29 protein-coding genes, 1 other RNA gene and 1 pseudogene are annotated in these 24,872 nt (G+C 68.2%); 14 read left to right on the top strand and 17 right to left on the bottom strand.

Features of this window, described 5'->3' with window-relative positions:
• The first annotated feature begins 48 nt into the window (after nt 1–48).
• Nucleotides 49–978: a DMT family transporter gene (locus IFJ75_RS07470; RefSeq protein ID WP_225897040.1), complete on the top strand. Its 930-nt coding sequence runs from the start codon at nt 49–51 to the stop codon at nt 976–978.
• Nucleotides 979–1,130: 152 nt separating this feature from the next.
• Here IFJ75_RS07470 and IFJ75_RS07465 read toward each other — a convergent pair whose 3' ends face one another.
• Together IFJ75_RS07465 and IFJ75_RS07460 are read right to left on the bottom strand one after the other, a co-directional pair.
• Nucleotides 1,131–1,310 carry a hypothetical protein gene (locus IFJ75_RS07465; RefSeq protein ID WP_207931967.1) on the bottom strand — a complete coding sequence of 60 codons (180 nt, stop codon included), beginning with the start codon at nt 1,308–1,310 and terminating at the stop codon, nt 1,131–1,133.
• A gap of 2 nt (nt 1,311–1,312) precedes the next feature.
• Complete coding sequence (locus tag IFJ75_RS07460; RefSeq protein WP_207931966.1) at nt 1,313–1,498, bottom strand: DUF4169 family protein; 186 nt, start codon at nt 1,496–1,498, stop codon at nt 1,313–1,315.
• Nucleotides 1,499–1,609: 111 nt separating this feature from the next.
• On the opposite strand from IFJ75_RS07460, the gene IFJ75_RS07455 reads away from it, so the two are divergent.
• Nucleotides 1,610–1,846 carry a DUF2171 domain-containing protein gene (locus IFJ75_RS07455; RefSeq protein WP_207931965.1) on the top strand — a complete coding sequence of 79 codons (237 nt, stop codon included), beginning with the start codon at nt 1,610–1,612 and terminating at the stop codon, nt 1,844–1,846.
• 60 nt (nt 1,847–1,906) lie between these two features.
• Here IFJ75_RS07455 and IFJ75_RS07450 read toward each other — a convergent pair whose 3' ends face one another.
• Complete coding sequence (locus IFJ75_RS07450) at nt 1,907–3,193, bottom strand: patatin-like phospholipase family protein (protein WP_207931964.1); 1,287 nt, start codon at nt 3,191–3,193, stop codon at nt 1,907–1,909.
• Between the two features lie 113 nt (nt 3,194–3,306).
• Here IFJ75_RS07450 and IFJ75_RS07445 point away from each other — a divergent pair, with 113 nt between their 5' ends.
• Nucleotides 3,307–3,693 carry a YccF domain-containing protein gene (locus tag IFJ75_RS07445; protein ID WP_207931963.1) on the top strand — a complete coding sequence of 129 codons (387 nt, stop codon included), beginning with the start codon at nt 3,307–3,309 and terminating at the stop codon, nt 3,691–3,693.
• 16 nt (nt 3,694–3,709) lie between these two features.
• On the opposite strand, the gene IFJ75_RS07440 is transcribed toward IFJ75_RS07445, so the two are convergent.
• The 4 genes from IFJ75_RS07440 to fumC all read right to left on the bottom strand — a co-directional run bounded on the left by IFJ75_RS07440 (nt 3,710) and on the right by fumC (nt 6,928).
• Complete coding sequence (locus tag IFJ75_RS07440; RefSeq protein ID WP_207931962.1) at nt 3,710–4,780, bottom strand: alpha/beta hydrolase; 1,071 nt, start codon at nt 4,778–4,780, stop codon at nt 3,710–3,712.
• 125 nt (nt 4,781–4,905) lie between these two features.
• Nucleotides 4,906–5,214 (bottom strand): CcdB family protein, encoded by a 309-nt coding sequence (locus tag IFJ75_RS07435; RefSeq protein ID WP_207931961.1) that lies wholly within the window; start codon nt 5,212–5,214, stop codon nt 4,906–4,908.
• Nucleotides 5,211–5,459 (bottom strand): type II toxin-antitoxin system CcdA family antitoxin, encoded by a 249-nt coding sequence (locus IFJ75_RS07430; protein WP_207931960.1) that lies wholly within the window; start codon nt 5,457–5,459, stop codon nt 5,211–5,213. The genes IFJ75_RS07435 and IFJ75_RS07430 overlap by 4 nt, the downstream gene beginning before the upstream one ends.
• A 77-nt stretch (nt 5,460–5,536) precedes the next feature.
• Nucleotides 5,537–6,928, bottom strand: coding sequence for a class II fumarate hydratase (fumC, locus tag IFJ75_RS07425; protein WP_207931959.1), 1,392 nt, complete (start codon nt 6,926–6,928; stop codon nt 5,537–5,539).
• Nucleotides 6,929–7,026: 98 nt separating this feature from the next.
• Here fumC and IFJ75_RS07420 point away from each other — a divergent pair, with 98 nt between their 5' ends.
• The 5 genes from IFJ75_RS07420 to IFJ75_RS07400 all read left to right on the top strand — a co-directional run bounded on the left by IFJ75_RS07420 (nt 7,027) and on the right by IFJ75_RS07400 (nt 10,046).
• Nucleotides 7,027–7,632 (top strand): peptidylprolyl isomerase, encoded by a 606-nt coding sequence (locus IFJ75_RS07420; RefSeq protein WP_207931958.1) that lies wholly within the window; start codon nt 7,027–7,029, stop codon nt 7,630–7,632.
• Between the two features lie 45 nt (nt 7,633–7,677).
• The gene (locus IFJ75_RS07415) at nt 7,678–7,944 is read left to right on the top strand and encodes a type II toxin-antitoxin system Phd/YefM family antitoxin (protein ID WP_207931957.1); all 267 of its coding nucleotides are present in this window, start codon (nt 7,678–7,680) and stop codon (nt 7,942–7,944) included.
• A gap of 13 nt (nt 7,945–7,957) precedes the next feature.
• On the top strand, nt 7,958–8,371 hold the full coding sequence (locus IFJ75_RS07410) for a type II toxin-antitoxin system VapC family toxin (RefSeq protein ID WP_207931956.1): 414 nt from the start codon (nt 7,958–7,960) through the stop codon (nt 8,369–8,371).
• Nucleotides 8,368–8,724, top strand: a complete 357-nt coding sequence (locus IFJ75_RS07405; protein ID WP_207931955.1) for a RusA family crossover junction endodeoxyribonuclease — start codon at nt 8,368–8,370, stop codon at nt 8,722–8,724. The genes IFJ75_RS07410 and IFJ75_RS07405 overlap by 4 nt, the downstream gene beginning before the upstream one ends.
• Before the next feature lie 80 nt (nt 8,725–8,804).
• On the top strand, nt 8,805–10,046 hold the full coding sequence (locus tag IFJ75_RS07400; RefSeq protein WP_207931954.1) for a sensor histidine kinase: 1,242 nt from the start codon (nt 8,805–8,807) through the stop codon (nt 10,044–10,046).
• Nucleotides 10,047–10,122: 76 nt separating this feature from the next.
• Here IFJ75_RS07400 and IFJ75_RS07395 read toward each other — a convergent pair whose 3' ends face one another.
• The 5 genes from IFJ75_RS07395 to IFJ75_RS07375 form a co-directional block, all read right to left on the bottom strand.
• Nucleotides 10,123–11,403 carry a hypothetical protein gene (locus IFJ75_RS07395; protein WP_207931953.1) on the bottom strand — a complete coding sequence of 427 codons (1,281 nt, stop codon included), beginning with the start codon at nt 11,401–11,403 and terminating at the stop codon, nt 10,123–10,125.
• 52 nt (nt 11,404–11,455) lie between these two features.
• Nucleotides 11,456–12,253: a C13 family peptidase gene (locus IFJ75_RS07390; RefSeq protein WP_207931952.1), complete on the bottom strand. Its 798-nt coding sequence runs from the start codon at nt 12,251–12,253 to the stop codon at nt 11,456–11,458.
• A 111-nt stretch (nt 12,254–12,364) separates the two neighbouring features.
• Nucleotides 12,365–12,859, bottom strand: a complete 495-nt coding sequence (locus IFJ75_RS07385; RefSeq protein ID WP_207931951.1) for an SspB family protein — start codon at nt 12,857–12,859, stop codon at nt 12,365–12,367.
• 108 nt (nt 12,860–12,967) lie between these two features.
• Nucleotides 12,968–13,330: a transfer-messenger RNA gene (gene ssrA, locus IFJ75_RS07380) on the bottom strand.
• 2 nt (nt 13,331–13,332) lie between these two features.
• Complete coding sequence (locus IFJ75_RS07375; RefSeq protein WP_207931950.1) at nt 13,333–14,583, bottom strand: hypothetical protein; 1,251 nt, start codon at nt 14,581–14,583, stop codon at nt 13,333–13,335.
• A gap of 144 nt (nt 14,584–14,727) precedes the next feature.
• On the opposite strand from IFJ75_RS07375, the gene IFJ75_RS07370 reads away from it, so the two are divergent.
• Together IFJ75_RS07370 and IFJ75_RS07365 are read left to right on the top strand one after the other, a co-directional pair.
• Complete coding sequence (locus IFJ75_RS07370) at nt 14,728–15,135, top strand: BlaI/MecI/CopY family transcriptional regulator (RefSeq protein WP_207931949.1); 408 nt, start codon at nt 14,728–14,730, stop codon at nt 15,133–15,135.
• Nucleotides 15,122–16,585, top strand: coding sequence for a M56 family metallopeptidase (locus IFJ75_RS07365; protein WP_207931948.1), 1,464 nt, complete (start codon nt 15,122–15,124; stop codon nt 16,583–16,585). Before IFJ75_RS07370 ends, IFJ75_RS07365 begins: the two co-directional genes overlap by 14 nt.
• Before the next feature lie 85 nt (nt 16,586–16,670).
• Here the strand turns inward: IFJ75_RS07365 and IFJ75_RS07360 are convergent, their stop codons facing one another.
• A complete protein-coding gene (locus IFJ75_RS07360) occupies nt 16,671–16,961 on the bottom strand; it encodes a hypothetical protein (protein WP_207931947.1) in 291 nt (96 codons plus the stop codon).
• 562 nt (nt 16,962–17,523) lie between these two features.
• Between IFJ75_RS07360 and IFJ75_RS07355 the strand changes: the two are divergent.
• Nucleotides 17,524–19,037, top strand: a pseudogene (locus tag IFJ75_RS07355) (methyl-accepting chemotaxis protein).
• Between the two features lie 4 nt (nt 19,038–19,041).
• Here the strand turns inward: IFJ75_RS07355 and miaA are convergent.
• Entirely contained in the window at nt 19,042–19,911 is an 870-nt protein-coding gene (gene miaA / locus IFJ75_RS07350) for a tRNA (adenosine(37)-N6)-dimethylallyltransferase MiaA (protein WP_207931946.1), read from the bottom strand.
• A gap of 72 nt (nt 19,912–19,983) precedes the next feature.
• Between miaA and IFJ75_RS07345 the strand changes: the two genes are divergently transcribed.
• From IFJ75_RS07345 to IFJ75_RS07335, 3 genes are all read left to right on the top strand, one after another.
• Nucleotides 19,984–21,054: an Mrp/NBP35 family ATP-binding protein gene (locus IFJ75_RS07345; protein ID WP_207931945.1), complete on the top strand. Its 1,071-nt coding sequence runs from the start codon at nt 19,984–19,986 to the stop codon at nt 21,052–21,054.
• Between the two features lie 235 nt (nt 21,055–21,289).
• Nucleotides 21,290–22,387, top strand: coding sequence for an NADH:flavin oxidoreductase (locus tag IFJ75_RS07340; RefSeq protein WP_207931944.1), 1,098 nt, complete (start codon nt 21,290–21,292; stop codon nt 22,385–22,387).
• 122 nt (nt 22,388–22,509) lie between these two features.
• Nucleotides 22,510–23,238: a sterol desaturase family protein gene (locus IFJ75_RS07335; RefSeq protein WP_207931943.1), complete on the top strand. Its 729-nt coding sequence runs from the start codon at nt 22,510–22,512 to the stop codon at nt 23,236–23,238.
• On the opposite strand, the gene IFJ75_RS07330 is transcribed toward IFJ75_RS07335, so the two are convergent.
• The 3 genes from IFJ75_RS07330 to IFJ75_RS07320 are packed head-to-tail and all read right to left on the bottom strand — an operon-like array spanning nt 23,235 to nt 24,813.
• Nucleotides 23,235–23,555 carry a YbjQ family protein gene (locus IFJ75_RS07330; RefSeq protein ID WP_207931942.1) on the bottom strand — a complete coding sequence of 107 codons (321 nt, stop codon included), beginning with the start codon at nt 23,553–23,555 and terminating at the stop codon, nt 23,235–23,237. The two genes, IFJ75_RS07335 and IFJ75_RS07330, sit on opposite strands and share 4 nt — an antisense overlap.
• Nucleotides 23,556–23,567: 12 nt before the next feature.
• On the bottom strand, nt 23,568–24,095 hold the full coding sequence (locus IFJ75_RS07325; protein WP_207931941.1) for a dihydrofolate reductase: 528 nt from the start codon (nt 24,093–24,095) through the stop codon (nt 23,568–23,570).
• Nucleotides 24,096–24,144: 49 nt separating this feature from the next.
• Nucleotides 24,145–24,813 carry an aquaporin gene (locus IFJ75_RS07320; RefSeq protein ID WP_207931940.1) on the bottom strand — a complete coding sequence of 223 codons (669 nt, stop codon included), beginning with the start codon at nt 24,811–24,813 and terminating at the stop codon, nt 24,145–24,147.
• Nucleotides 24,814–24,872: the final 59 nt, after the last annotated feature.

Below are 24,872 nucleotides of genomic sequence, written 5' to 3'. Positions count from 1 at the left end.
CGAACGCGGGTCGGTCCATCTCACGGCCCAATCCTCCCCGAGCCTCACTTGACCCCGACCGACCTGCCTCGTCCGACCCTGTTCAGACCGTCCGCCGGCGCCCTCGCGGTGCTGGGCGTGGGCGTCTGCGCCCTGATCTGGGGCACGACCTGGTTCGCCATCACCTTCCAGCTGGGCCGCGTCGATCCGATCGCTTCCATCGTCTGGCGCTTCGGCCTGGCGTCGCTGATCCTGTTCGGCGTCTGTCTGGCGACCGGCCGGTCCATTCGCCTGACCCGTGTCCAGCATCTGGCGGCGGCGGGGCAGGGGATGTTCGCCTTCGCCCTCAGCTACGCCTTCGTCTACACGGCCGAGGGGCTGATCACCTCGGGCGTCGTCGCCGTGGCATTCGCGTCCATGGCCCTGATGAACCTGATCCTGTTCCGGGTTGTGCAGAAACAGACCGCCCACCGGGCCGTCTGGACCGGGGCCGGGCTCGGCGCGCTCGGCGTCGCCGTCCTGTCGGGCGGAGAGTTGCTCGGCGCCCGTCTGGGGCCTCAGGCAGGGATCGGCGTCGCGCTGGCCGTCGCCGCCGCCGCCGTCTCGACCCTCGCCAACTGGTTCGCCTGGCGTGGTCAGCAGGCCGGCTCGCAGGTCATCCCGGCCACTGCCTGGGCCATGGGCTATGGCGCGGCGCTGGTCGCCGTCTTCGGACTGGTGACGGGGGTGCATTTCTCCATCGCCCTGACCCCGGCCTATCTGCTGTCGCTGCTCTATCTGTCGGTGTTCGGCTCGGTGATCGCCTTCGTGATCTATTTCAGCGTCGCCCGCAGCCGGGGCTACACCCTCGCCAGCTATATCGGGGCCCTGACGCCCCCGATCGCGCTTCTGGTCTCGGTCGTGTTCGAAGGCGCCCGTTTCGGCTGGACGGCGCTGGTCGGCGTGGGTCTGGTCGTCGCCGGTCAGGTGCTGCTCGCCCGGGCGCCGAAAGGCTCCTAGCGGAACCAGCATCAAAGCTCCGCTCATCCCGGCGAAGGCCGGGACTCAGATTCACATCCGGCGCCTGAGGTTTCGCATGGTCAGAATTCTTGCGGCGGACTCGGTATCTGAACCTGGATTCCGGCCTTCGTCGGGATGAGCGGTCAGGGGGATCAGCGAAACCAGCCGGATCGTTTGGTCTTCGTCTTCGCGACCTTGGCGGCCTCGACCGCATCGGGCGTCCTCGCCGCGGCGGCCTTCATCCGGCGCATCTTCTCGGCCTTGATCCGGCGCACGGCCAGCAGCGAGATCAGGCCCAGACGAGTCCGGGGATCGGCGGCGTATCCACCCATGGTCAGTCCTCCGGCGTCTCTCGTTTCGCCCCATCCAGAAGCCGCGAGACCTTCGACCGTTCCGTCTCCGCCGCCTCACGCTCGGCCTTCGTCCGTCCATGCGCGGCGCGGTTGACCGCCGCCATCGCCCTGGCGTCATCCTTCGCCTTCGCCTTGCGCGCGCGGTTCAGATTGATGATCTCCGCCAAAGGTTCCTCCGGTGACGCTTGATAAATCAACGCTCTAACAGGGCGTTCAACGAAACTCACCCGAGCCGGTCGCGTTGATATGGCACAACCCATCTCGCAAGGAGAACTCCCATGGTAGACCTCGCCCTCATCAAGGAACACCTCGAAGTCGTCGGCTCGGACGGCGGCCACGTCGGTCGCGTCGACCACGTCAATGGCGACCAGATCGAGCTGGCCAAGCTCGACCTCGCCGGCGGCTTCAAGCACCATATGATCCCCGTCAGTTGGGTCGATCACGTCGATGAGCACGTCCATCTGAACCTCACCAAGGACGACGCCAAGGCCCGCTGGACCGAGAAGCCCCACTAGGCTCCCGAAGCCAGACACACGAAAGGCCCCGTCATTCGGCGGGGCCTTTTGCTATGCGGATCAGGGCTCTGGCGCTGCCGGCTGAGTTCCGGTCTCAGGGTGAGGCGCAGGTGTCCCCGGCGGCGCGGCGGGCGTCGGCGGCGTCGCCAGCACCTCGGGGATCTCGTCCTCAGGCAAGGTCTGGGGCGCGACCAGGGGCTCGGGCCGTCCCGTCTGGTTGACCGAGGCCCAGGCCTCGCCGCTGACCGCCCGGCTGCGGCCCAGTTCGAACAGGGCCTGCATCGAGGCGGTGTCGAACTTCAGGCTGGAGACTGTGATATTGTCCGGGATCGAGGACATGGTCACCGACATGCCGTTGCGCGCGCCGAACGCGGCATTGGCGGCCAGGGCCAGCCGCAGCGACGACTTGCTCATGCTTTCGTATGTCCGGCTCAAAATTCCGTCGATCCGGCCCGGGGTGACGCCGGTGTTGCGGCCCACCTGACCGTTGATGATCACATAAAGGGCGCTGTTGGCCCGATGCTGCGACGGATTGGTCCACAGCAGCAGGTCCTCGGGGATGGCCAGGAAGGGGGTGTTGACCCCGCCGTCGACGTGCATGTCCTGAACCACCTGGCCCTGTTCGGTCATCCCGGCGATCAGCACCGGCGGGAAGATGCCGGGAATGCTGGCCGAGGCCACCAGCACGTCGCGGAACAGCTTCAGCGCATTCTCGTCCCCCTGCGTCGCCAGCACTCCCATGTCCCAGATCACCGTCTCTTCGGTGTCCAGATCGGTCGTGGCGACCAGCAGCCGGCGGCCCTTGGCGTGTTCGGCCGCGATGGCGCGCAGCAGCTCCGGCGTCACATTCCGATCCACCAGATCGCGTAACACTCGCGAGGAGAACAGGCTGGGCCCGCGCAGGGCCGAGAAGGTGCGGGCGCTGAGCAGGCCGTTGGTCCCGCCGCCGACGTAGGCGTCGCGCAGCTCGTCGTCCCACTCCGGCCCCAGGAAGGCGAAGGGCGCGGCCAGGGCCCCGGTGCTGACCCCGGTGACGACGTTGAAGCTCGGCCGGTCGCCGCGCTCGGTCCAGCCGACGATGACCCCGGCGCCGTAGGCCCCGTTGGCCCCGCCGCCGGACAGGGCCAGGATCCGCTCGCGCCCGCCATCGGCGCTCAGCCGGCTCTCGATCTGGTCGGCCAGGGCCTGGAGCTTGGCGGTGTCATTGGACCGTATGCGCGGATCCGCGACCGGGATCAGCGATTCCGGCGCGATCCTGAGCGGCCCCTCCGGCCGCGCCAGGGTCCCGCACCCGGCCAGCATCAGGGCGCTGAGAACGGTAAGGGCCAGAACGGTCCTGCGAATCATCGACGATGCCCTTCCAGAGGCGGTTTTCCGACGCCGAGCTTACCGCGAATTCACGACGCAAACGCAGTCAGGCCCTTGCTTGCTGCAACGCACAGCTTCAGCATTGGATCATCATGATCCGACTGATCCTCAACATCCTCTGGTTCATCTTCGGCGGCTGGGTTTCCGGCCTGCTCTGGCTGCTGGGCGGCGCGATCCTGGCCCTGACCGTGGTCGGCCTGCCCTGGACCTTCGCGGCCTGGCGGATCGCCAGCTACTCCTTCTGGCCCTTCGGCCGCGAGGTCGTCTGGCAGGACGAGCTTCCGGCGGGCGGCGGCTGCCTCGGCCTGCCGCTGAACATCATCTGGTTCGTCTTCGCCGGCTGGTACATCGCCTTGTCGCACCTGATCATCGCGGTCGCCGAGTTCGTCTCGATCATCGGCATCCCGTTCGCGCTCAAGGACCTGGAGCTGGCCAAACTGGCCCTCGCCCCCGTGGGACGGACGATCCGGAACAAATAAGACCGGTCGCCCCGACTCAGCTCTGCGGTCTGGCCACCGCCGCGTCCGGCACCTCCACCGTCGTCGGTCCGGGCTCGGTGGCGATCCGCCAGTTGCGCGTGCGGGGCAAATATTCGCGGTTGGGAAAACCGTCCAGCGGGTGGTCGGCCAGCACGTTCGAGATATCCGCCGCCATCGCCTGGCTGCGGATATAGTAGCTATGCTCGACAAAGGGATCGGCGGCGCCCGACACGATCCGGCAGTCGACGCAGGCGATCTTCTTGGGGATCAGGTCGACCATCCGCGGCCCGTCCGAGCCCAGCCGGTCCGGATTGGCCTTGGTCTTGTCGGAGACCAGCAGCCCCTTGTCGCGCGGGTTGAAATAGACCGTCACCTGCCGCCCGATGCGCGGCAGTAGCCTCAGCTTCGTATCGTGTTCGAAGGTGTCGTCATCCTCGTCGGGCGCTGCCAGCAGGATCTGGTCGAACAGCCGCGTCAGACTGTTCTGGTCCTTGGCGATCAGGGCCTGGATGGCGTTCCTGAGTACATAGGCGCCCATGCTGTGGACCAGCAGGTGAACATTGCGCTGGCAGTATTCGCTGTCCTTGAGCGCCAGCACATAGTCGCGGAATTTCAGAAAGGCGCGGGCCACGGCGGGGCCTGTCACCCGGGCGTCCTCGCGGTCGCTGTAATAGGACATCAGCGGAATGGCCTTGCCGTCGGAGGGCCAGCTGAAGACGACGATGTTCACCGGCCGGCCCTCGACGCTCAGGCTCTGGGCGAGCAGGGCCCCGGCCTGCAGGGCGCCGTCGAAGGTCACGTTGAACCCGTGGATGAAGACCAGGGTGTCGGTTTTGGGCCCCGACGCCATCACCGCGCGCAAGTCCGTCATGAACATGCCGCTGCCCATTTTGGCGACGTCCTGAACGCCCTTCTTGTCGGGATAGACGACCAGGGCCTGCCTTACCGGCCTCTTCGGGTCCGGCGCGAAGTCGGCATAGCCGAACCTCAGGGCCGCCACCCCGTCGGGATTGAAGGCGCCTCCGAAGGTCTGTTTGGCGGGGATATGGTTGCGGTTCGTCGCAAAGAAGACGCGGACGCTGGCCATCGGTGACCCCCGTGAACGCCGCTGCCGGGCGTGGGCCTGCTTCACATACCACGGCCCCCTAGAGCAACCAAGGCGTGTGTCGATGCGACACATCGCGCGAGGCGATTGGCAGGTCCGGGCGTGCTTCAGAAGCCGGTGAACAGCCGGTCCAGCGCACGACGAATGCCGTCTTCGTGGTGGGTCACAGAACCTATGCGCCGCCTGAGATTCCGCCCGGCCATGCTCGCGAGTTCGCTCACGACGAGAACGAGCCCTTCTCCGGCGAAATCGATCTCCATTTCCAGCGCACCGACGGTCGCTTGGCTGTCATTGACGAGAGGCGCAACCACGGCGTCGTCGAAGCCCATGACAAGATGGGAGGAGAGCACGACCAGATAAGGTGCGAAACGGCGCGCCTCGGGCGATGGATTTTCGAAGACGTCGAACTGCTTCACAGCCAGGAGGGGCGGATGTAGTCCGACAGCAGTCCACGCTCGCGAATGCGGCGATTGTGATCCCTGATCGCCTCGGCGTTTTCCTCGGCCCAGCGCTTCGCCCGGGCCTCGGCGCCGGCAGGGTCGACCTTCTGCAGGTGCAGCCGCAGGGCGCGCTCGTCCATCCCGGCGATGGAGATGCCCAGCCGCCCGGCCTGTTCGACCAGCTCCGGATCGATCCCGATGTTCAGCTCGACCTTGCCCATGCCGATAGCCTAACGCGAAACGGGGACCGCGCCAAATCGGCCGATCCCCGTCAAGGTCGTCAGAATATGGCCTCGCCTCAGCCCGGCGAGATCATCTTCTCGGGGCGCACGGCCTCGTCGAACTCGGCGTCGGTCAGGTAGCCGCCCCCGACGGCTTCCTGGCGCAGGGTCGTGCCGTTCTTGTGCGCCGTCTTGGCGATCTTGGCGCAGATGTCATAGCCCAGCTTGCCGTTCAGGGCGGTGACCAGCATCAGCGAGTTGTTCAGGCCGCGCGCGATATTGTCCTCGCGCGCCTCGATCCCGACCACGCAGTTGTCGGTGAAGCTGATCGCCGCATCGGCCATCAGACGCACCGACTGCAGGAAGTTATAGGCCATCACCGGGTTGTAGACGTTCAGCTCGAAGTGGCCTTGCGAACCCGCAAAGGTCAGCGCCGCGTTGTTGCCGAAGATCTGCACGCAGACCTGCGTCAGGGCCTCGCACTGGGTCGGATTGACCTTGCCCGGCATGATCGACGAACCCGGCTCGTTCTCCGGCAGGGCCAGTTCGCCCAGACCCGAACGCGGACCGGAGCCCAGGAAGCGGATGTCGTTGGCGATCTTGAACAGGCTCGCGGCCACCGTGTTGATCGCGCCGTGCGAGAAGACCATGGCGTCATGGGCGGCCAGGGCCTCGAACTTGTTCGGGGCGGTCGTGAAGGGCAAGCCGGTGATGGCGGCGATCTGGGCGGCGACCTTTTCGGCGAAACCGATCGGGGCGTTCAGGCCGGTGCCGACCGCGGTGCCGCCCTGGGCGAGCTCCATCAGGGCCGGCAGGGTTTGTTCGATGCGCTTGATGCCGTTCTCGACCTGCTGGGCATAGCCGCCGAACTCCTGACCGAGCGTCAGCGGCGTGGCGTCCTGGGTGTGGGTCCGGCCGATCTTGATGATGTGGGCCCAAGCCTCCGACTTGGCCTTCAGCGCGGCGTGCAGATGCTTCAGGGCCGGCAGCAGCTCCTTGACCACCTGTTCGGCGCAGGCGACGTGCATCGCCGTGGGATAGGTGTCGTTGGACGACTGGCTCATGTTGACGTGGTCGTTCGGGTGGACCGGCTTCTTGGTCCCCATCTCGCCGCCCAGCATCTCGATGGCGCGGTTCGAGATCACCTCATTGGCGTTCATGTTCGACTGGGTGCCCGACCCCGTCTGCCAGACGACCAGCGGGAAGTGGTCATCGAGCTTGCCCTCGATCACTTCATTGGCGGCGGCGATGATGGCCTCGGCCAGCTTCGGGTCCAGCTTGCCCAGCGCCTGGTTGGTCTCGGCGGCGGCGCGCTTGACGATGCCCAGGGCGCGCACGACGGGCAGGGGCTGCTTCTCCCAGCCGATCTTGAAATTGCCCAGCGAGCGCTGCGCCTGGGCGCCCCAGTATTTCGAATTATCGACTTCGATCGGGCCGAAGGTGTCGGTTTCGGTGCGGAAGCTGGTCATGCGCGGACAAGGCTCTCAGGCGTGGCGAAAAATGGGGCGGGAAGATGCCGGGGGGTGTAGCACGGGCAGGCGAGGGGGCAAGGACGGAGCGATTCCTCATGCTGACGGCGATCATCCTGACCGGGCTTCTGGCCCAGACGGCCCCGGGTCCGGCCCCGGTTCCCGCCGAGGCCCGCGCCGTCATCCACACCGACCGCGGCGACATCGCCCTGACGCTGGACGCGGCCCGGGCGCCCGTCACCAGCTGCAACTTCCTGCGTTATGTCGAGGCAGGCCGGTATCGCGACGCCCGCTTCTTCCGCACCGTGGTCGCCTCGACAAACGCCAATCCCCACCCCATCGACGTCATCCAGGCCGAGACCACCGGCGGCAGCGACGACCCCGGCTTCGGCCCCATCGCCCTCGAACGCACCCGCGACACCGGCCTCAGCCACCTCGCCGGGACCATCTCGATGGCGCGCGGCGGTCCGGACAGCGCGACCTCCAGCTTCTTCATCGTGACGCAGGATACCCCCGCGCTCGACTTCGGCGGCGGCCGCAACGCCGACGGCCAAGGCTTCGCCGCCTTCGGCCGCGTCACCTCCGGCCTCGACATCGCCCGCGCCATCCAGGCCTCGCCCGCCGAGGCCGAACAGCTGACGCCACCGGTGAAGATCGGTTCCGTCGAGATGATCGGCCAAGCGCCCGCCGTATGTCGTAGCTGAGCGCTTCGATGGCGGGCTCATCCATTTCGTGATATGGCTAGACTTATGGCTACAAATTCCTCGATGCAGGTGGGAGTTCTGGAGGCGCGCAATCGCTTCTCCGAGCTTGTGCGCCGCGTGGCCTCCGGCGCCACGGTGACGGTGACGCGGCATGGTCAACCCATCGCCCGTCTGGTCCCCGCCGCACCCGAGGTGACCGAAGGCGAGGTCGAAGCCTTGATGGCCGACGCGCGGGCTCTTCGGAGTACGGCTGCCTTCAAGACGAACTGGCGCGAGAACAGGCGCGACCGCGACGAGGGACGCCGCTTCTGATGGGGCGTGACGCATGATCGTCATCGACGCCTCGATCATGCTCGCCTGGCTCTTGCCGGACGAGGATTCGGAAGCGGCCGAGCCCGTGATCGTTCTGGCCAGGACAGCCGGCGCGGTCGCCCCTGCGGTCTTTCCGCTCGAGGTCGCCAACGCCATGCGCACCAACATTCTGCGTCGTCGGATCGATAATGCCTACCGCGACAAGGCTATCAGCCAGTTCGAACGGGTGGGCGTAGCCCGCGATCTTGAAGCGTTCGAGCCTGAGGTTCTGGCCGAAACCATTCGCCTGTCGGATCTGCATGGCCTGACGATTTACGACGCCGCCTATCTGGAACTGGCGCGCAGGATCGATTGCCCCATCGGCAGCTTCGATACCGACCTGCGAAAGGCGGCCCAGGCGGAAAACGTGCCGGTCTATCCGCAATGAACGACGGCTGGATCGGGACCGGCAAGGTCCGCGCGCGCGAGACGGGCGAGGTGGTCGAGATCACCATCGACGGCCTGACCACCCAGGCGAAATACTACAAGCCCCTGGTCTACGAGTTCATGCGCAAGGAGTGGGCCTCACGCCCTTCCTACGGCGACTATGTCGTCGAGATCGCCATGGAGCATGTCGGCGACCCGCCTTGGATGGACCTCGACAACCTCGCCAAGGCCCTGCTGGACGCCATCAAGGGCTATCTGTTCCACGATGACTCACAGGTCGCGCGCTTGCTGGTCGAACGCCGCGAGGGCGAGCGCGAACGCATCACCATCCGCAGCTTCCCCCGAAAGGGGTAGCGATAAGTCAGACCTTAAGGATTGCAACCGAATCCTGCATACAACCTTGGGGCAAGGTCTGATGAACGGGGCGGCTGGATATGCAGGATGAGCGGTTTCGGGGCCTGATCGAGCTCCAGGCCAGCGTCAAGGACGCAGGAGCGGACCTGACCGCCATCATGCGCGCCATCGTCTCGGAATATTCCGTGATGCCCCAGGCCAACGGCATCGTGGTCGAACTCAGGGATACGGATCAGGTCTATTACGCGGCGGCCAGCGGCACTTCCGAGCATCTCGTCGGCCTGCGCCTGCCTGTGAACGGCAGCCTCTCCGGCCTGTGCATCCTGACCGGTCGCCCGCTCTCGTGCGAGGACAGCGAAACGGACGCCCGGGTCAACCGCGCCGCCTGTCGGCGGGTGAACCTTCGGTCCATGATCGTCGTCCCGATCCCGCATCAGGGCCAGACGGTCGGGGTCCTGAAATACTATTCCGCGGACCCGGCCGCCTTCAGCGACGAAGACATGATGCTGGCCCATCTTCTGGTCGGGCCGATCGCCGTCGGCTTCAGCAGCGTCGCCGAGTCCGACGCCCACCGGATCACCGACGAACTTCGTCGGCTCATCGAGATGAAGCAGGATTTCGTCGCCCGGGTGACGCATGAACTGCGCACGCCGCTGACCGCCATCAACGGCGCTCTGGGTCTGGTGGTCTCCGGCGCCGGAGGCGTGCTTCCGCCCCAGGCCGAGAACATCGTCGGGATCGCGGCGCGCAACGCCGGTCGCATGAAGCGGCTGGTCGACGATCTCCTGACCTTCGAGAAGGTCAGCGCCGGCCCGCTCGAGTTCGATTTCCAGCCCGTCAACGTCGCCCTGGCCCTGAGGGAGACCGTCGAGGACAATCAGGCCTATGCCGAACAGCACACGGTCGATATCCGGCTTGAAGCTCCGGACGACCCGCTCTGGGTCGTCGCCGACGCGCATCGGCTGACCCAGTGCGTCACCAATCTCCTGTCCAACGCCATCAAATTCTCGCCGCCGAACGCAGAGGTCCGGGTCAATCTGGCTCAGGCAGGCGACGAAATCCTGATCGCGATCACCGATCAGGGGCCGGGCGTCTCGCCCGCGTTCCGCGATCGGCTGTTCCAGCCCTTCGCCCAGGACAGTTCGGTCGTCCCCGTCGTCAGCACCCCGAGCACGGGCTTGGGCCTGGCCATCACCAGGACCATGATCGACCAGATGGGCGGGACCGTCTCTCTCGGCGACACTTCGGACCGGGGCGCGACCTTCGTCATCGCGCTCCCGCGAACGGAACCGCCGGTCGTGCTCAGCAAGGCCTCGGCGTGACCGTTTGAGGCGGCGATGACCTCGCGCGGGCGCTTCCCGGGAGGAGAGATAGGGCGCCGACGTCTGCCCAGCGACCCTACGGCGCGTCCCGTGCCCCCAGCACGCTGGACGCCGACAGTTCCGGCGCGACGACGGCGAGGTCATAGCCGCGAATGAGACCGCGCCACTCCGGCGTCAGGGCTTCCAGATCGGCGCCGCGCAGCCGGCGCAAATCCACCACGATCCAGTCGCCCGGCGGCGTGTCCGACGGGCGGGCCAGCACGACATCCTTCACCCAGTCGGCGTCCTCGCCCGTGGTGGAATCGAACGCGTGCACGGCCACCTGCCGGCCGACCCCGTTGTATCCGCCCAGCGCGCCTCTCGCGCCGGCGACGATCATGTTGAGGGAGGCCACGCCCGCGCCATCGGCGTGCTCGGCGACGAAATTGCCGACGTCGCGCTGCCCGAGTGGGTTGTAGCCCTTGTACAGATGATAGGCGCCGAACTTCATCAGCACTCGCGCCTGCGGAGCCTCGGCGAAATGCGCCGCCAGCGTCCGCTTCATCAGCCGCGCCCGGCGGCCGTTGGAATCGCCGGTACGGGCCATCGAGGACTGATAGATGGCGCGGGTTTCGCGCAAGGCCGCGAACAGCGCTTTGGCCCGGTCCCCGCCGTCCCGTGCGATGGCCGCCCCCGCCTCGTCCAGAGCCGCATCCGTCGCCTTGAACAGGAACATGTCCATGGGCGAGCCGGAGGTCAGCGCCGCCTGGGTCGCCGTCCGCTCCTGTTCGGCCAGGGCCTCGATCCGGGCGCGGGCGATCGGCCCCGGGCTGGCCGCCAGCATCTGTTCGAACAGATAGCCGCTGACGCCGAAGAACTCCTGGTCCAGTCCCCACAGCGCGAAGTCCGGCCCGGCGGCGGCGGCGCAATCAGCCGCTGTCTGATTTTCATCGCGGCCGCTCAGGAAGGCCATGGCGTCGGGATGGGCGCGCATGAAGTTGGACATCCGCTGTTCGCGGTCCGGCGCTCTCAGTCCGGCGTTGACCACCGCGGCGGCCTCCGGCCCCGTCTCGACGACCATGGCCGTCAGCCCGCCGGGCGCCATCAAGCGGCAGACGTTGGCGGTGAAGGCTGGGATCTCGCGGGAAAAATGACTCTCGCCGATCATGACGTACCGGCTGGCGTCCACCGCCTCCGAGAGGATCACGGCGCCCGGACCGGAGAAGCCTTGCGGCCCGACCGTCAGGGGCGACCCGGCCTGCGCCAGACGCTCGGCGAAGGTAGGGGGCGTGACGGTCTGGGCCCCGGTCTGGGCATGGGCGGAGGCCGCCCAAAGGCCCGCGAGCGCCACGGCGGACGCCATCGATCTCAGATTCATATCAAGCCCCTGCAACTCTACGGAGCGTCCTTGGGGTGATTCCTGCTCCGCTTCACCCCGCCGGACGCGCTGTGGCCGCGGCCACAGCCACAGGCGGCCCGCCTGGTGGCGCTTGCGGTGTGAACCTCAGCGTCGGCAGCAGGAACTGCATCGTCGAGCCGATCGAGACCTGGGGCTCGGAGCCCGGCGTCAGCGCCTCCGCCTCCTCGCGCCTCTTCACGCACGCACGCGTGGCGTTGGCCAGGGCGATAAAGTCCGAGGCCGTCGGCAGGCTGTCGATGATACAACCGTCGAAATAGGGATAGGTCGCGTCGGCGCCACAGCCGAACGACGTCCGGTCGCGGCGCGCGGCGGTGATGATCATCCGGTTCGGCGCCGCCAGTCCATCGACGAAGATGCCGGAGAAACAGGCCGAGACCACCAGCACCGTCGGCCGGTCCGGGCACCAGTTGCGCACCAGCTGGGCCATCATGGTGGGACTGATCTGCCGGTTGGGTCCGAACACCATCCCCTCGGGGGCACCGTGCGAGGTGAAATAGATCAGGCAGCCGCGCGTCGCCCGCGCCGTCGTCGCCGCGATAGCCTCGACCGCCGCGGCCGCCGTGACCGGATCGGGCACGTCGGGCCTCAGGGTGGCGTCATACATGTCGGCGCGGCTGAACCCGGCCTTGAGGAATCCGGCGACCAGATCGCGGCGGGCGTTGTCGAAGGCCTGGATCGGCTCGGTATGGCTGCGCCAGTCGCCGGCGACTATGACCGAGGCCCAGCCGGCGAACCGGCTGGCCGGGGCGGGTGTCGCGGTCTGCGCGGCGCAGGGCAGGGCGACCGCCAGCAGGGTGAGCCCGATCATCGCTGTCAGAAGGCGCCGCATGCTCAAGGACCCGTCCCCCAAGAAGGCTCGAACGGGTTCAGAGTATCGGCGTTATCGCGTCTGGAAAGCCCCGCCAGCGGGGTTCACGGACTATTTTTTGCGGAACTGGTCCAGGGAGACGACCTTGGGACCCGAATCGTCGCCCTCGGGCGGGACGGTCGCGGGGCGGGTCGGTTCCGGCGTCATGATGGCCACGGGCTCAGCCACCGTCTCCGGGGCCTCGAACTGCAGCAGGAACTGCACGCTCGGGTCGTAGAAGCGGGTCACGGCGTTGTACGGCACGGTCAGCACCTTGGGCATGCCGCCGAACTTCAGCATCACCGAGAACAGGTCGTGCTCGACGGCCAGGTCCCAGTACTGGTGCTGCAGGACGATGGTCATCTCGTCGGGATATTTGGCCAGGACGTCCGGCGGCACGCTGACGCCGCGGCCGCGCGTCTTGAAGGTGATGTAGAAATGGTGCTCGCCCGGGATGCCCGACGGGCTGGCGGCGCGTTCGAGCGCGGACCGGATCACGCCACGCAGCGCGTCCTGGGCCAATGCCTCATAGTGCATTTCGTCGACCGGGGGGGTGTCTTCCGCCATCTGATCCTCAGCGTCTGTGACGTGTCTGATAACCGCGCAGGTCGACGGGCGAAAGACGGGAAACAGGTTAAGCGCCGGGTTTCTGTTGGCGGGCGCTCGGGAGATAAGCGCCGGGGATTCTGTTGGCAGGCTCCCCGACAGGCCCCGCCCAGGGATCTGAACCCCTAGGACTTAAGATTCGAAATCAACCGAACCGCATTACGCGGCGAGGCGGACTTCTCCAGCGAAGTTATCGTTCGCAGTTAGAAAATGGCCCGATACGGTGGGCCAGGACGAGCGAAAGCAGTCTTCTTTACACGTCCGTCGATGCTAGTCGGCCCCGCATCTCCCACCGATAACGGGGAGCGATTGGTGGAGCCGCCGGGAATCGCACCCGGGTCCGGTCCGCTTATTACAAGCGCGTTTATCGCCATAGTCCGGGCGAACCCGGACGAAACCTATATAGGCCCAACCCGCCCCGCTTCCAAGGCCGCTCAGGCGACGGCGCCCGAATTGGGCTCCGGCTGGGCCTGCGGGTCAGGGTGAGGATCAGTGTCCAGAACGGCGTCATAGACCCGCGCAGCATAGGTGGTTCCGGCGATCAGGGCTCCGAATCCGGTCGCGGCCGTTCCAAGGAAGAAGACGCCTGTCCACGGGTTGAGCGCACCGAGGTTCAGGCTCCACTGCAACAGATCGATCGCACACCCGGCCGCGGTGAAGGGCAGAAGGGCCAGGATCATTCCCAGCGGCAAGCCCGGCCACAAGGCGCGCGTCCGGGACAGGGCCGCACCCTGATCGAAGGTCCGGTCGCCGAGCGCCAGGGCGATCAGTCTGAGGGCAAGGGCGGTCGCCAGGGCGATGAGGACGACGTCGATGCAGTGCCCGACCAGAAAGCCGACGACCTGCGGCGATCCGCCCAGTCTCGCGGCGATGGCCGAGGCCTGGAATGACAACAGCTCGTCCACCGCGCCGAACACGCTGAAGGCGACCCAAAGCCGCCAACCCACGCTCAGTGCCGCGCGGTCGGGCAGGGCGATCCAGTGTCGGGGCCGCTCGCCCCGCACCGTCCAGCGCGCCCAGGCCACGAGAACCGTCGGCGCAGAGATCACCAGCAGGAGAGCCAGCGGAAGCGCCAACAGGGCCATGACGGGCAGGGACCGCCCGGGCCACTCCGAACCGCTGTTGGCGGCGGTCACCGCGATCAGACCCGAAACGACCAGCAGCAGCACCCATGGGCCTACGATATGGAAGACGGCGCCGGCGTTGCGGATGACGGAGGCCGTGGCCCCCAATCCTTCCGACAGGCTGTCAAAGGGGCGGGCTTCGGCGCCGGCGTCCGGCCCGGCCCCGTCCCCGGCCTGACGGTCGGCCTCCGCGCGGACGGCGTCGACGTCCTTCAGCAGTTGCGGCAGTCTCGCGGTCATGAAGCCGGTTAGGGACAGGCTGGTGGCGACATAGAGGATCAGGCCGAAGCGGCCCGCCGGATAGGGGTAGAAGGGGGCGACGACCACGATCGCCACGCCAAGGACGACCAAAGCCCCGCCGATCGCCCTGATTGCGCGCCCGTGGCGTCCGACGAAGGCGATGCTGGCGGGGGAGGCGTTCAGTGCCGAAACCGCACAGATCAGGACCAGAGCCACGGCGGCAATCCCGGCGACGACCCCCTGTCCGGCCGGCAGCCAGAAGGCGAGGGCGGCCGCGATCACGGCGCCGCCCAGCATCACGAGGGCTGCTCTGGTTTTCACGGCATTCCCCCCTCGCCAGGTGGTCAGCGCCACCACCAGAGCGGGATCAACCGGCCCTGTCAAATCGCTTCGGGGTTGCTTTTGGCGACGGTTGACGTTCGAGAGCGACAATTGTAGCGTTAGCGCGACAAAGAGAGATTTCGCATGACGCAGGCCGCTCAGCTCAACCCGACGGACGCCGAACTCGAGGTGCTCAAATGCTTCTGGCGCGACGGCGACCTGTCCTCGCGTGAGGTGCACGACCGCGTCGCCGCCCAGCAGGACTGGACCCCGTCGACGACCCGGACGGTGCTGGAACGGATGCGGGCCAAGGGGCTCCTCTCGCGCCGCAACGTGCACGGGGTCGCCGTCTATTCCCAGACCCGGCCCAAGGTCGAGGTCCTGACCGGGCTGATGCGCCGCTTCTCCGCCTTGCTCGACATGGACAAGGCGCTGCCCGCCACCGCCTTCACCGGCAGCCAGTGGCTCGACGACGCCGATATCGCGGAACTCGAAACCCTGCTGAACGCCCCGATGGCCGAGACGGGGAGCGAAGACGATGGCCAACACTGAGCTGCTTGCCCTCTCTCTCGGACTGTCGCTCGGCCTTGCGGCGGCGACCCGGGCTCTGATGGGCCTGTTCGAGCGCAGCCCGTCCGATCCGGCCCTTCGCGAACGGGGCTGGGCCCTGGCCCTCTATCTGCCTGCCCTGCCCATCCTTCTGGTCGGCATCGCCGTGCTTCTGCCGCCGCTGGCCGTCCCCTTGCCTCCGGCGCCACAGATCCCTTCGGGACAGGCCGCTCTGGTGGTCGATGTCATCGTCCATCGCGGCGTGCTCTGGCTCCAGCCACAGACGCTGGCCCTGGCCGCTCTGGGTCTGGCGGGTCTGCTGTGCGCGGTGCGCGCGGGACAACTCGCCCTGCGCACCCTGGGCCTGCGCCGCTTCCTGCGCTCGACCCATCCGGCGCCCGCCGGGGTCCTTGCCGGGGTGGCGGAGATCGCCCGCCGCGCGGCCGTGCCGACGCCTGTCGTCCGCATCGCCGACGATGGCGCCGAGGCCATGATCGCCGGCCTGTTCCGACCCGCCCTGATCCTGCCCGCCGCCCTTGTCTCCGGGCCTGCGCTGGAGGCCGTCTGCGCCCATGAGATGGCGCATCTGCGCCGCGGCGATCATCGCGCCCTCTGGGCCGAAGAAATCCTGCTCGTCCTCATGGCTTTCAACCCCTTCCTCGGCCCGATCCGCGCCCGGCGCGCGGCGGCCCGGGAAGAGGCCTGCGACGCCGAGGCCCTCAGTCAGGCCAGCGAGGCCGCCCGCCGCGCCTACGCCCGCTCTCTTCTCGACGCGCTTCGCGTCTCGCCTAACGGCGACGCCGCGCCCGCACTCACGTTCACCAGCAGCAGAAGGATACTCGTCATGCGTCGCCTGAAAGCCATCCTGTCTCCGGTTCCCGTCTCGGGCGCCCGCCATCGCCGGACCCTGTTCGGCGCGGGCCTGACCCTCGCGGCGGTCGCCGGCGCCGGCTCCTTCGCCCTGGCGGGCCAGCGCGCGCCGGAGCCTCAGGCCCGTCCGGCCGCCGCCCCCGCGGCGCGGCCTCTCCCGGTCGCCCGGCCCGTCGCTCAACCCGCAACGTTCGTCTCGGCCCTGCCTGCCCCGGCTCCGGCGCCCGCCTCGGCCCTCGCGCCCAGGGCCGCGTTCGTCACCGCTCTGACGCCCGCTGAAACGCCCACCAACACGACCGAGGCGGCGCCCCTCACCAATCCGTCCTGGGCCCAGTCTCCGCGTCCGACCTGGCCCCAGGCCGCGGGCGCCGACGTGACCAGCGGCAGCGCGGTCGTGTCCTGCACCGCCCAGGCCGACGGCCATCTGACGGACTGCTCCGTCCTCAGCGAGGAGCCGGTCGGCGCGGGCTTCGGCCCCGTTGCCGTCGAGGCGGCTGAACAGGCCCGGCTCTCGCCCTCGATGATCGACGCGGGCTGGGCGGGCAAGACCATACGGTTCTCGGTCCGCTTCCGCCTCGGCTGATCGACGACCGATCAACAGCAACGCGGATGACAAAACGGCGGGGCCTGATCATCAGGCCCCGCCGTCGCATTTTCGGATCGGCTGTTTACTTGCCCCCGCCGTCGCGCTGGTTGCTGCTCGCGGTGTCGCGGTTGTTGCGGGCGTTGTCGCGGATCATGTCCCATTCCGCCCTGGTGTGGCAGACCCGTTCCGAGCGGCGCGAGCCGGGAATGGCCTGGCGGCGACAGATCTGCTCTTCCGGCTCCGCGGTGGCCACAGGCGCCTGGCCGGTGACGGTTGTCGCCGGCGCTTGCGCGGGGACGGGGGCAGGGGTCGCAGCAGGCGCGGCCTGCTGGCCGGAGGTGAGGGCGAAGGCGGCGAGGACGGCGACGATCATCAGACAACTTCGTGTGGTGATGGGACACGCAAACGTTGTTGCAGGAGCAAGGCGCAATTGCGGCAAAGCTGGCCTTGAAACCGACCTTTCCGATTAGATTACAGCTCTTTAATCCCTACGATGACGCCTTGCCGCGCGCGAGCCGGCAGGCGGCGGCGGACCGCGCGGTATCGCCCGTCACAAACGGCTGAAAGCGCTCCATCCGCCCCGAGGATCGCTCCGCGCCGCCGGCTCCAGAACGGGCGGAGGGTGCGCGCCCGTTCGCCGAATCGATTCGGCCCAAATCGCCTCCAACGGGGCGAACGACCGGGTGTTTGTCGCTCCAAGCCGATCCGCCCCCGGAATTCCATAAATTCAACGAGGACAACGATTTACTCCTGAAGTGCAAGCGCTGCCGCCGTTGGTTGAGCGCTGTCATATCGGAGGTTGTGCAATGCGAAGCAATTGCAAAATTGCGTAGCCTGGCCTCGCCCCGCAGGCGAAAATTAGAGGCTCGTTAGCAAAGATCGCCGCCACTGGGCCGGTCTTCCCCGCTTCCCCTTCACCCGTCCGAGGCTCCCCCATGCTGTTTCCTGATCGCGCTCGCGCGAAAGACGCTGCTGCCCGACAGGCCCGGGAACACCAGGCGCTCGCCGCCGCCATGGACCGGTCCCAGGCGGTGATCGAGTTCAAGCTGGACGGAACCATCCTCCAGGCCAACGCCAACTTCCTCAACACCCTCGGATATGCCGCGTCCGAGATCGAGGGCCGACACCACAGCATGTTCCTGCCGGCCGGCGAGGCCGGGTCCGCCGAGTATCGCGAGTTCTGGCGCGAGCTGAACCGCGGCGAGTTCATCGCGCGCAAATTCCTCCGCGTCGGCAAGGGCGGGCGCGAGGTCTGGATCCAGGCCTCCTACAACCCCGTGTTCGACGAAACGGGCAAGCCCGTGAAGGTGATCAAGTTCGCCACCGACGTCACCGCCGTGGAGCTTGAGGCCGCCCGCAACGCCGCCGCCCGCGACGCCGCCGAGGCCGAACAGAACGCCGTCGTATCGGCCCTCGCGACCAGCCTCACGGCCCTCGCCGGCGGCGATCTGACGACCCGGATCGAAGCCGCCTTCGAGGGCCGCTATCTGCAGATCAAGACCGACTTCAACGCGGCGGTCGACAGTCTGAAGCGGGCCATGAACGCCATTTCCGAGGCCACCGGGGGTCTGCGCACCGGCGCCGACGAGATCGCCAGCGCCTCCGACGACCTGTCGCGCCGCACCGAACAGCAGGCCGCCTCGCTCGAGGAGACCGCCGCCGCCCTTGACGAGATCACCGCCACCGTCAAGCGCAGCGCCGAGGGCGCCCGTCAGGCGGCCGGGGTCGCCGGTGGGGCCAAGGCCGACGCCAGCCGGTCCGGCGACGTCATGCGTGACGCTGTCTCGGCCATGAGCCAGATCGAGCAGAGCTCGGCCCAGATCACCCAGATCATCGGCGTCATCGACGAGATCGCCTTCCAGACCAACCTCCTCGCCCTCAACGCCGGGGTCGAGGCCGCACGGGCGGGGAGGCGGGCCGGGGCTTCGCCGTCGTCGCATCCGAGGTCCGGGCCCTGGCCCAGCGCTCCGCCGAGGCCGCCAAGGAGATCAAGGTCCTGATCTCCGCCAGCAGCAGCCAGGTCTCCCACGGCGTGCGTCTGGTCGGCGAAACAGGCGCGGCCCTCGACGGCATCGTCGCCCGCGTCGCCGAGATCGACACCCTGATCTCGGAAATCGCCTCCTCCTCCCAGGAACAGTCGGTCGGCCTGCATCAGGTCAACACCGCGGTGAACCAGATGGATCAGGTTACCCAGCAGAACGCTGCGATGGTCGAACAGGCCACCGCCGCCGCCAGCAGTCTGAAGACCGAGGCCAACCACCTCGCCGAGCTGGTCGCCCGCTTCGAGACCGGCGCCCGTGCGCCGCGCGCCGCCCAACCGGCTTCCGCGCGCCCGGCGCCCGCCCGTCCGGCCCCGGCCCGGGCTCCGGTCGCCGAGGCCCAGTCGCGGGTCGTCGCCTTCGCCCGCGGCGGCGGCGCGGCCCTCGCCGACGGCTGGGAGGAGTTCTGAACGGCTAGGCGCGCGGCCAGTCCGGCGTCTGGTTGCGGAACCAGGTCAGCTGACGCTTGGCGTAGTTGCGCGTCGCCTGCCGCACCTGGTCGATGGCGGTCTCCAGCGGGGTCTCTCCGGCCAGATGTGCGGCGAACTCCCGCACCCCCACGGCCTTCATCGCCGGCAGGACGGGATCCAGGCCGCGCGCGGTCAGGGCCGCGACCTCGTCCAGCACGCCCTGTTCGACCATGACCGCCACCCGGGCGTCGCAGTTGGCGTAGAGGGCGGCGCGATCCGGCTCGACCACCATCCGCTCATAGGTGCGGGGCTCCAGCAGCGGCTTCGTCGAGGCCTGCCAGTCGGACAGGGACCGATCCGTCGCCCGCGCCACGGCCCAGGCCCGGGTCAACCTCTGCCGGTCGCCCGGCGCGATGGCCGCCGCCGCCGGCGGATCGAAGGCCGTCAGCCTCAGCCGGAAGGCGGCCTCGCCCTCGGTGTCATAGAGCGCCCCGGCTTCCTCGCGCGCCTCGATCGGAATGTCAGGAATATCCGCCAACCCCTTGGTCAGGGCCGTGAAATAGAGGCCCGTACCGCCTACGATCAGGGCCGGCCGTCGCTCGGCGCGCAGCTCTTTCAGCATCGGCAGGATCGCCCGCGTCCAGCGCCCCACCGACCAGGCGTCGGCCGCGTCAGCCACCCCGTACAGCCGGTGCTCCGCCTGGGCCTCCTCTTCGACCGAGGGCCGGGCGCTCAGCACCCGCAGATCGGCATAGAGCTGCTGGCTGTCGGCGTTCAGGATCACGGCCCCGCTCTCCGCTGCCAGCGCGAGCGCCAGCTTCGACTTGCCCGAGGCGGTCGGCCCGGCGATCAGGGTTATCAGGGGTCGTGACAAAGGAAGGCTCGCAGCGGACGCCTTCGGGCGATAGAAGCAGCCGACTTCGCCTGCAAGCTTGAGAACAAGCCTTTGATCGACCGCGCTTCCGTAATCACCGTCCTCGACGCCATCCTCGACCCGAAGTCGGGGCAGGGGCTGGTTGCCTCCGGTCTGGCCAAGGGCCTCACCGTCGCCGACGACCGCGCCGGTTTCGCGATGGAGGTGCCCGTCGCCGACGCCGCCCTCTATGCCCCCGTCCGCGACGCGGCCGAGGCGGCGCTCCGGGCCATGCCGGGCATGACGCGCGTCTCCGTCATCCTCACCGCCGAGGCCGCGCCCGCGCAGGAACCTCGACGCACCGCCGGCCTGTCCTCGGCCGCCATCGACCAGACCCGCGCCAAGGCCCCGGTCCCGACCGACCGTCCCGCCCATGTCCGCCGCGTCCTGGCGGTGGCCAGCGGCAAGGGCGGCGTCGGCAAATCGACCGTCGCGGTCAACCTTGCCGCCGCCCTGTCCGCGCGCGGTCTCTCGGTGGGCGTGCTCGACGCCGACGTCTACGGGCCGTCCCTCCCGACCATGCTCGGCCTGTCGGGCAAGCCCGGTTACGAGGACGGCGCCATCGTCCCGCACGAGGCCTTCGGTCTGAAGGCCATGTCGGTCGGCCTCCTCACCGGCGCCGGCGACGCCATGGTCTGGCGCGGCCCCATGGCCTCCCAGGCCCTGACCCAGATGCTGACCCAGACCCGCTGGGGGACGCAGGCCCAACCGCTCGACGTCCTGGTCGTCGACCTCCCGCCCGGCACCGGCGACGTCCAGCTGACCCTGATCCAGAAGACCCCGCTCGACGGCGCCGTCATCGTCTCCACCCCGCAGGAGGTGGCCCTCGCCGACGCCCGCCGCGCCCACGCCCTGTTCCAGAAGGTCAATGTCCCGTCTCTCGGCCTGATCGAGAACATGACCGGCGACATCTTCGGCCGGGGCGGCGCCGAGGCCGAGGCCGCCCGCCTCGAGATCCCCTACCTCGGCGACCTGCCCCTGACCGCCGCTGTGCGTCAGGGTGGGGATGCCGGAACGCCAGTCGTGATCGCGGAACCGGACGGCGATGTGGCCCACCGGTTCGCCGGTTTCGCAGAAGCGGTGGCGGGGGCGCTGGGTCTCTAACCCACACACCGCTCATCCCGGCGAATGCCGGGATCCAGATCCAGACACCGTGCCTGCCGCAAGGGCGCTGACAACTTGAACTTCAAACGCCGCACGTGAATCTGGATTCCGGCATTCGCCGGGATGAGCGGTGAGGGGGGCGAGTCTTTCCGCTACTTGAGATTTTTCCGCAAGAAGGGTTTTCAAACGCAACCCTAACAGCCACCTTGTCGGTTCCACACCACGAGGATCTCCCATGAGCGTCGACGCCCTGTTCCGGCCTTTCCAGGTCAAGTCCCTGAAACTGCCGAACCGCATCGTCATGGCGCCCATGACCCGGTCCTTCTCGCCGAACGGCATCCCGACCTCCGACGTCGCCGCCTACTACCGTCGCCGGGCCGAGGGCGGCGTCGGCCTGATCGTGACCGAGGGCACGGTCGTCGAACGTCCGGCCGCTCGCAATGACGCCCGCGTGCCGGTCTTCCACGGCGAGGCCCTGCCGGAATGGAAGAAGGTGGTGAAGGACGTCCACGCCGCCGGCGGCCTGATCGCGCCGCAGATCTGGCACGTCGGCTCGGCCCGCGGCCAGGGCGCCGAGTGGGAGCCGCTCGGCAAGGTCGACAGCCCCTCGGGCCTCGTCGCTCCCGGCAAGCAGAAGTACGAGCCCATGACCGATGAGGACGTCGCCGACGTCATCGCCGCCTTCGGCGCCTCGGCCCGTGCGGCGAAGGAGATCGGCTTTGACGCCGTCGAGATCCACGGCGCCCACGGCTATCTGATCGACCAGTTCTTCTGGGGCGGTCTGAACGGCCGCGAGGACCGCTGGGGCGGCTCCACCATCGCCGACCGCGCCCGCTTCGGCGCCGAGGTGGTCAAGGCCGTGCGCGAGGGCGTGGGCGAGGACATGGCCATCATCCTGCGCCTGTCGCAGTGGAAGCAGCAGGACTACACCGCCCGTATCGCCGAGACCCCCGAGGGCCTGACCGAATGGCTGACGCCGCTGTCGGACGCCGGGGTCGACGTCTTCCACTGCTCGCAGCGCCGCTTCTGGGAGCCGGAGTTCGAGGGTTCGGACCTCAATTTCGCTGGCTGGACGAAGAAGCTGATCGGCAAGCCCACCATCACCGTCGGCTCGGTCGGCCTCGACGGCGAGTTCATCGCGGCCTTCGGCGGCGAGGGTTCGAAGCCCGCCTCGCTGGACGGCCTGATCGAGCGCCTAGAGCGCGACGAGTTCGACCTCGTCGCCGTCGGCCGCGCCCTCCTGGCCGACCCCCACTGGGTCGACAAGATCCGCGACGGCCGCACGGATGAGCTGCAGAATTTCGAACGGCAGGCGCTAGGGGTTCTGTACTAGCGGGCGGGACGCACTGCGGAGTGAAAGGTGCTAGTGAGCGAGGAGTGAGCGGTGGTGTTCGGTTCAGACCTGCTCTTCGCTCACCCCTTGCTCACTAGCGCTCCTCACCTGAACCAACAGCGATGCTCCTCGCCGTCCTGATCACCACAGCCTGGCTCAGCCTGATCATCGGGCTGCGCTATCTGCTGATCGCGGGCGGCGTCTGGTTCGCGCTGTGGGGCAAGGGGACTGGCCCGGGCTTAGCCCTCAACCGCGCCCCGCCGTCCCGCGCCCTGATCGCGCACGAGATCCGCTTCTCCCTGATCTCCACCCCCATCTACGCCTTCCCGGCGGCCATCGCGCTCGAGGCCTGGAAGGCGGGCGGTACGAAGATCTATCTCGACCCCGGCGCGTATCCGCTGTGGTGGCTGCCGGTCAGTTTCGTCTTCCTGCTGGTCGTGCAGGATGCGCACTACTACTGGACGCACCGGCTGCTGCACCGGCGCGAGGTCTTCCGATGGGCCCACGCCGCCCACCACCGCTCGCGCGAGCCCAGCCCCTTCGCCAGCTTCGCCTTTGATCCGGTCGAGGCGGCCCTGACCGCCTGGCTCCTGCCGGCCCTGACCTTCCTGATCCCGCTGAACGTCTGGATGCTGGCGGTCCTGCTCACGGTCATGACCGCCGTCGCCGTCCTGAACCATGCCGGCCGGGAGCTCTGGCCCGATCGCTGGGTCCGCTCAGGTCCCGGCGCCCAGCTCATCACCGCCACCCACCACAGCCGCCACCACACCCATATGAAGACCAACTACGGCCTGTATTTCCGCTTCTGGGACCGGCTGATGAAGACCGACGGGATGCCGGATTCCCGCTAGACCGGCTCGACGACGACTGCCGTCCCATAGGCCAGCACCTCGGTGATCCCGTCCATGATCTCGTTGGCGTCATAGCGCATGGCGATGATGGCGTTGGCGCCCTGGGCCTTCGCGTGTTCGACCAGCTCGTCATAGGCCTCCTGCCGCGCCATCTCGGCCAGTTTCACATAGACGCCGACCTTGCCGCCGAAGATCGACTGCATGCCGCCGACCCAGTCGCTGATGGCGTTCCTCGACCGCACGGTGATGCCGCGCGTCATGCCGATGTGGCGCACGATCCGATAGCCCGGCAGGTCGTTGGTGGTGGTCACGATCATCGGTCTTCTCCCTCAGAGCCGTTCCAGCACGCGGAAGGAAAAGGCGTGATCGTCCTTCTCGCCCGCCTCGCGCCGTTCGTTGGAAATCTCGCGCCAGCCGCCCTCGTCGAAGGTCGGGAAGAAAGCGTCCCCCTCCGGTTCGGCCTCGACCTCGGTGATGTAGAGCCGTTTGGCCCGCGGCAGGGTAGCCTCGAAGATAGCTGTGCCGCCGATCACGCAGACCTCGCCGATGTCGTCATCGACCGCCGTCTCGCGCGCGATGTCGATGGCCTCGTCCAGGCTGGCGCAGACCACGGCGCCCTTCGCCTTGCCCCGCTCCTCATAGGACAGGTCTCGGGTCAGGACCAGGTTCAGCCGGCCGGGCAGGGGCCGCAGCGGCAGGCTCTCCCAGGTCGTGCGGCCCATGATGCAGGGCTTGCCCATGGTGATCGCCTTGAACGCCTGCAGGTCGCTGCGCAGCCGCCACGGCAGGTCGCCGTCGCGCCCGATGACGCCGTTGCGCCCCCGCGCGACGACGAGGGCGATATCGGGGATCAGCATGGGCGCCTCCGGTCCTCGCCCGGTACGCCCGGGCCTTCAGGATCGATGCTTAGGCGTCCGGGTCCAGAACCCGCAAGCGAAACAACAGGCCGGCGATCGCGGCGCCGACCAGGGGGGCGACGATGAACAGCCACAGCTGGCCCAGCGCCTGGCCGCCGACCAGCAGCGCCGGCCCGAAGCTGCGCGCCGGATTGACCGAGACGCCCGTCACCTGGATGCCGACGATATGGATCACCGCCAGGGTGATGCCGATGGCGATGCCGGCGAACGGCGCCTCGCCCTTGGGCCCCGTCACGCCCAGGATGACCACCACAAAGATGGCCGTGGCCACGATCTCGAAGATCAGCGCCGCCTGCAGCGGATAGCCGCCCTGCACCCCGACACCCCAGCCGTTCTGACCCAGGCTCGCGGTCCCGGTCTTGGCGATCAGCGACAGCAGGAAGGCCCCCAGCAGGGCGCCGAAGAGCTGGGCGACCCAATAGACCAGCATCTCCTTGCCGCTCATCCGCCCGGCGACGAAGACGCCCAGAGACACGGCCGGATTGACGTGACAGCCCGAGATCGGCCCGATGCCATAGGCCATGGCCACGATGGCGAAGCCGAACGCCAGGGCCACCGCCAGCTGATCGAAGGGCGCCGGGCCCAGCACCGCCGCGCCACAGCCGAACAGCACCAGCACCATCGTGCCGAACAGTTCGGCGGAAAATTGCTTAACCACGGCGCCCCTCCAGAGCTCCCGCCCGCCTGACACGGGCGGTCGCAGGATGCGCCGTTCGC

The sequence above is a fragment of the Brevundimonas goettingensis genome, from assembly GCF_017487405.1.
Taxonomy (GTDB): Bacteria; Pseudomonadota; Alphaproteobacteria; order Caulobacterales; family Caulobacteraceae; genus Brevundimonas; species Brevundimonas goettingensis.
This window is presented reverse-complemented; position numbering and strand designations above follow the sequence as displayed.

Coding starts and splice junctions, on each gene's coding strand:
- IFJ75_RS07445 (WP_207931963.1), top strand. CDS start 3,307: ATGATCCGACTGATCCTCAACATCCTCTGGTTCATCTTCGGCGGCTGG.
- IFJ75_RS07420 (WP_207931958.1), top strand. CDS start 7,027: ATGCTGACGGCGATCATCCTGACCGGGCTTCTGGCCCAGACGGCCCCG.
- IFJ75_RS07455 (WP_207931965.1), top strand. CDS start 1,610: ATGGTAGACCTCGCCCTCATCAAGGAACACCTCGAAGTCGTCGGCTCG.
- IFJ75_RS07390 (WP_207931952.1), bottom strand. CDS start 12,253: ATGATCGGGCTCACCCTGCTGGCGGTCGCCCTGCCCTGCGCCGCGCAG.
- IFJ75_RS07365 (WP_207931948.1), top strand. CDS start 15,122: ATGGCCAACACTGAGCTGCTTGCCCTCTCTCTCGGACTGTCGCTCGGC.
- fumC (WP_207931959.1), bottom strand. CDS start 6,928: ATGACCAGCTTCCGCACCGAAACCGACACCTTCGGCCCGATCGAAGTC.
- IFJ75_RS07465 (WP_207931967.1), bottom strand. CDS start 1,310: ATGGGTGGATACGCCGCCGATCCCCGGACTCGTCTGGGCCTGATCTCG.
- IFJ75_RS07330 (WP_207931942.1), bottom strand. CDS start 23,555: ATGATCGTGACCACCACCAACGACCTGCCGGGCTATCGGATCGTGCGC.
- IFJ75_RS07415 (WP_207931957.1), top strand. CDS start 7,678: ATGGCTACAAATTCCTCGATGCAGGTGGGAGTTCTGGAGGCGCGCAAT.
- IFJ75_RS07395 (WP_207931953.1), bottom strand. CDS start 11,403: ATGAATCTGAGATCGATGGCGTCCGCCGTGGCGCTCGCGGGCCTTTGG.
- IFJ75_RS07430 (WP_207931960.1), bottom strand. CDS start 5,459: ATGGGCAAGGTCGAGCTGAACATCGGGATCGATCCGGAGCTGGTCGAA.
- IFJ75_RS07440 (WP_207931962.1), bottom strand. CDS start 4,780: ATGGCCAGCGTCCGCGTCTTCTTTGCGACGAACCGCAACCATATCCCC.
- IFJ75_RS07370 (WP_207931949.1), top strand. CDS start 14,728: ATGACGCAGGCCGCTCAGCTCAACCCGACGGACGCCGAACTCGAGGTG.
- IFJ75_RS07340 (WP_207931944.1), top strand. CDS start 21,290: ATGAGCGTCGACGCCCTGTTCCGGCCTTTCCAGGTCAAGTCCCTGAAA.
- IFJ75_RS07400 (WP_207931954.1), top strand. CDS start 8,805: ATGCAGGATGAGCGGTTTCGGGGCCTGATCGAGCTCCAGGCCAGCGTC.
- IFJ75_RS07335 (WP_207931943.1), top strand. CDS start 22,510: ATGCTCCTCGCCGTCCTGATCACCACAGCCTGGCTCAGCCTGATCATC.
- IFJ75_RS07325 (WP_207931941.1), bottom strand. CDS start 24,095: ATGCTGATCCCCGATATCGCCCTCGTCGTCGCGCGGGGGCGCAACGGC.
- IFJ75_RS07410 (WP_207931956.1), top strand. CDS start 7,958: ATGATCGTCATCGACGCCTCGATCATGCTCGCCTGGCTCTTGCCGGAC.
- IFJ75_RS07450 (WP_207931964.1), bottom strand. CDS start 3,193: ATGATTCGCAGGACCGTTCTGGCCCTTACCGTTCTCAGCGCCCTGATG.
- IFJ75_RS07405 (WP_207931955.1), top strand. CDS start 8,368: ATGAACGACGGCTGGATCGGGACCGGCAAGGTCCGCGCGCGCGAGACG.
- IFJ75_RS07360 (WP_207931947.1), bottom strand. CDS start 16,961: ATGATCGTCGCCGTCCTCGCCGCCTTCGCCCTCACCTCCGGCCAGCAG.
- IFJ75_RS07385 (WP_207931951.1), bottom strand. CDS start 12,859: ATGGCGGAAGACACCCCCCCGGTCGACGAAATGCACTATGAGGCATTG.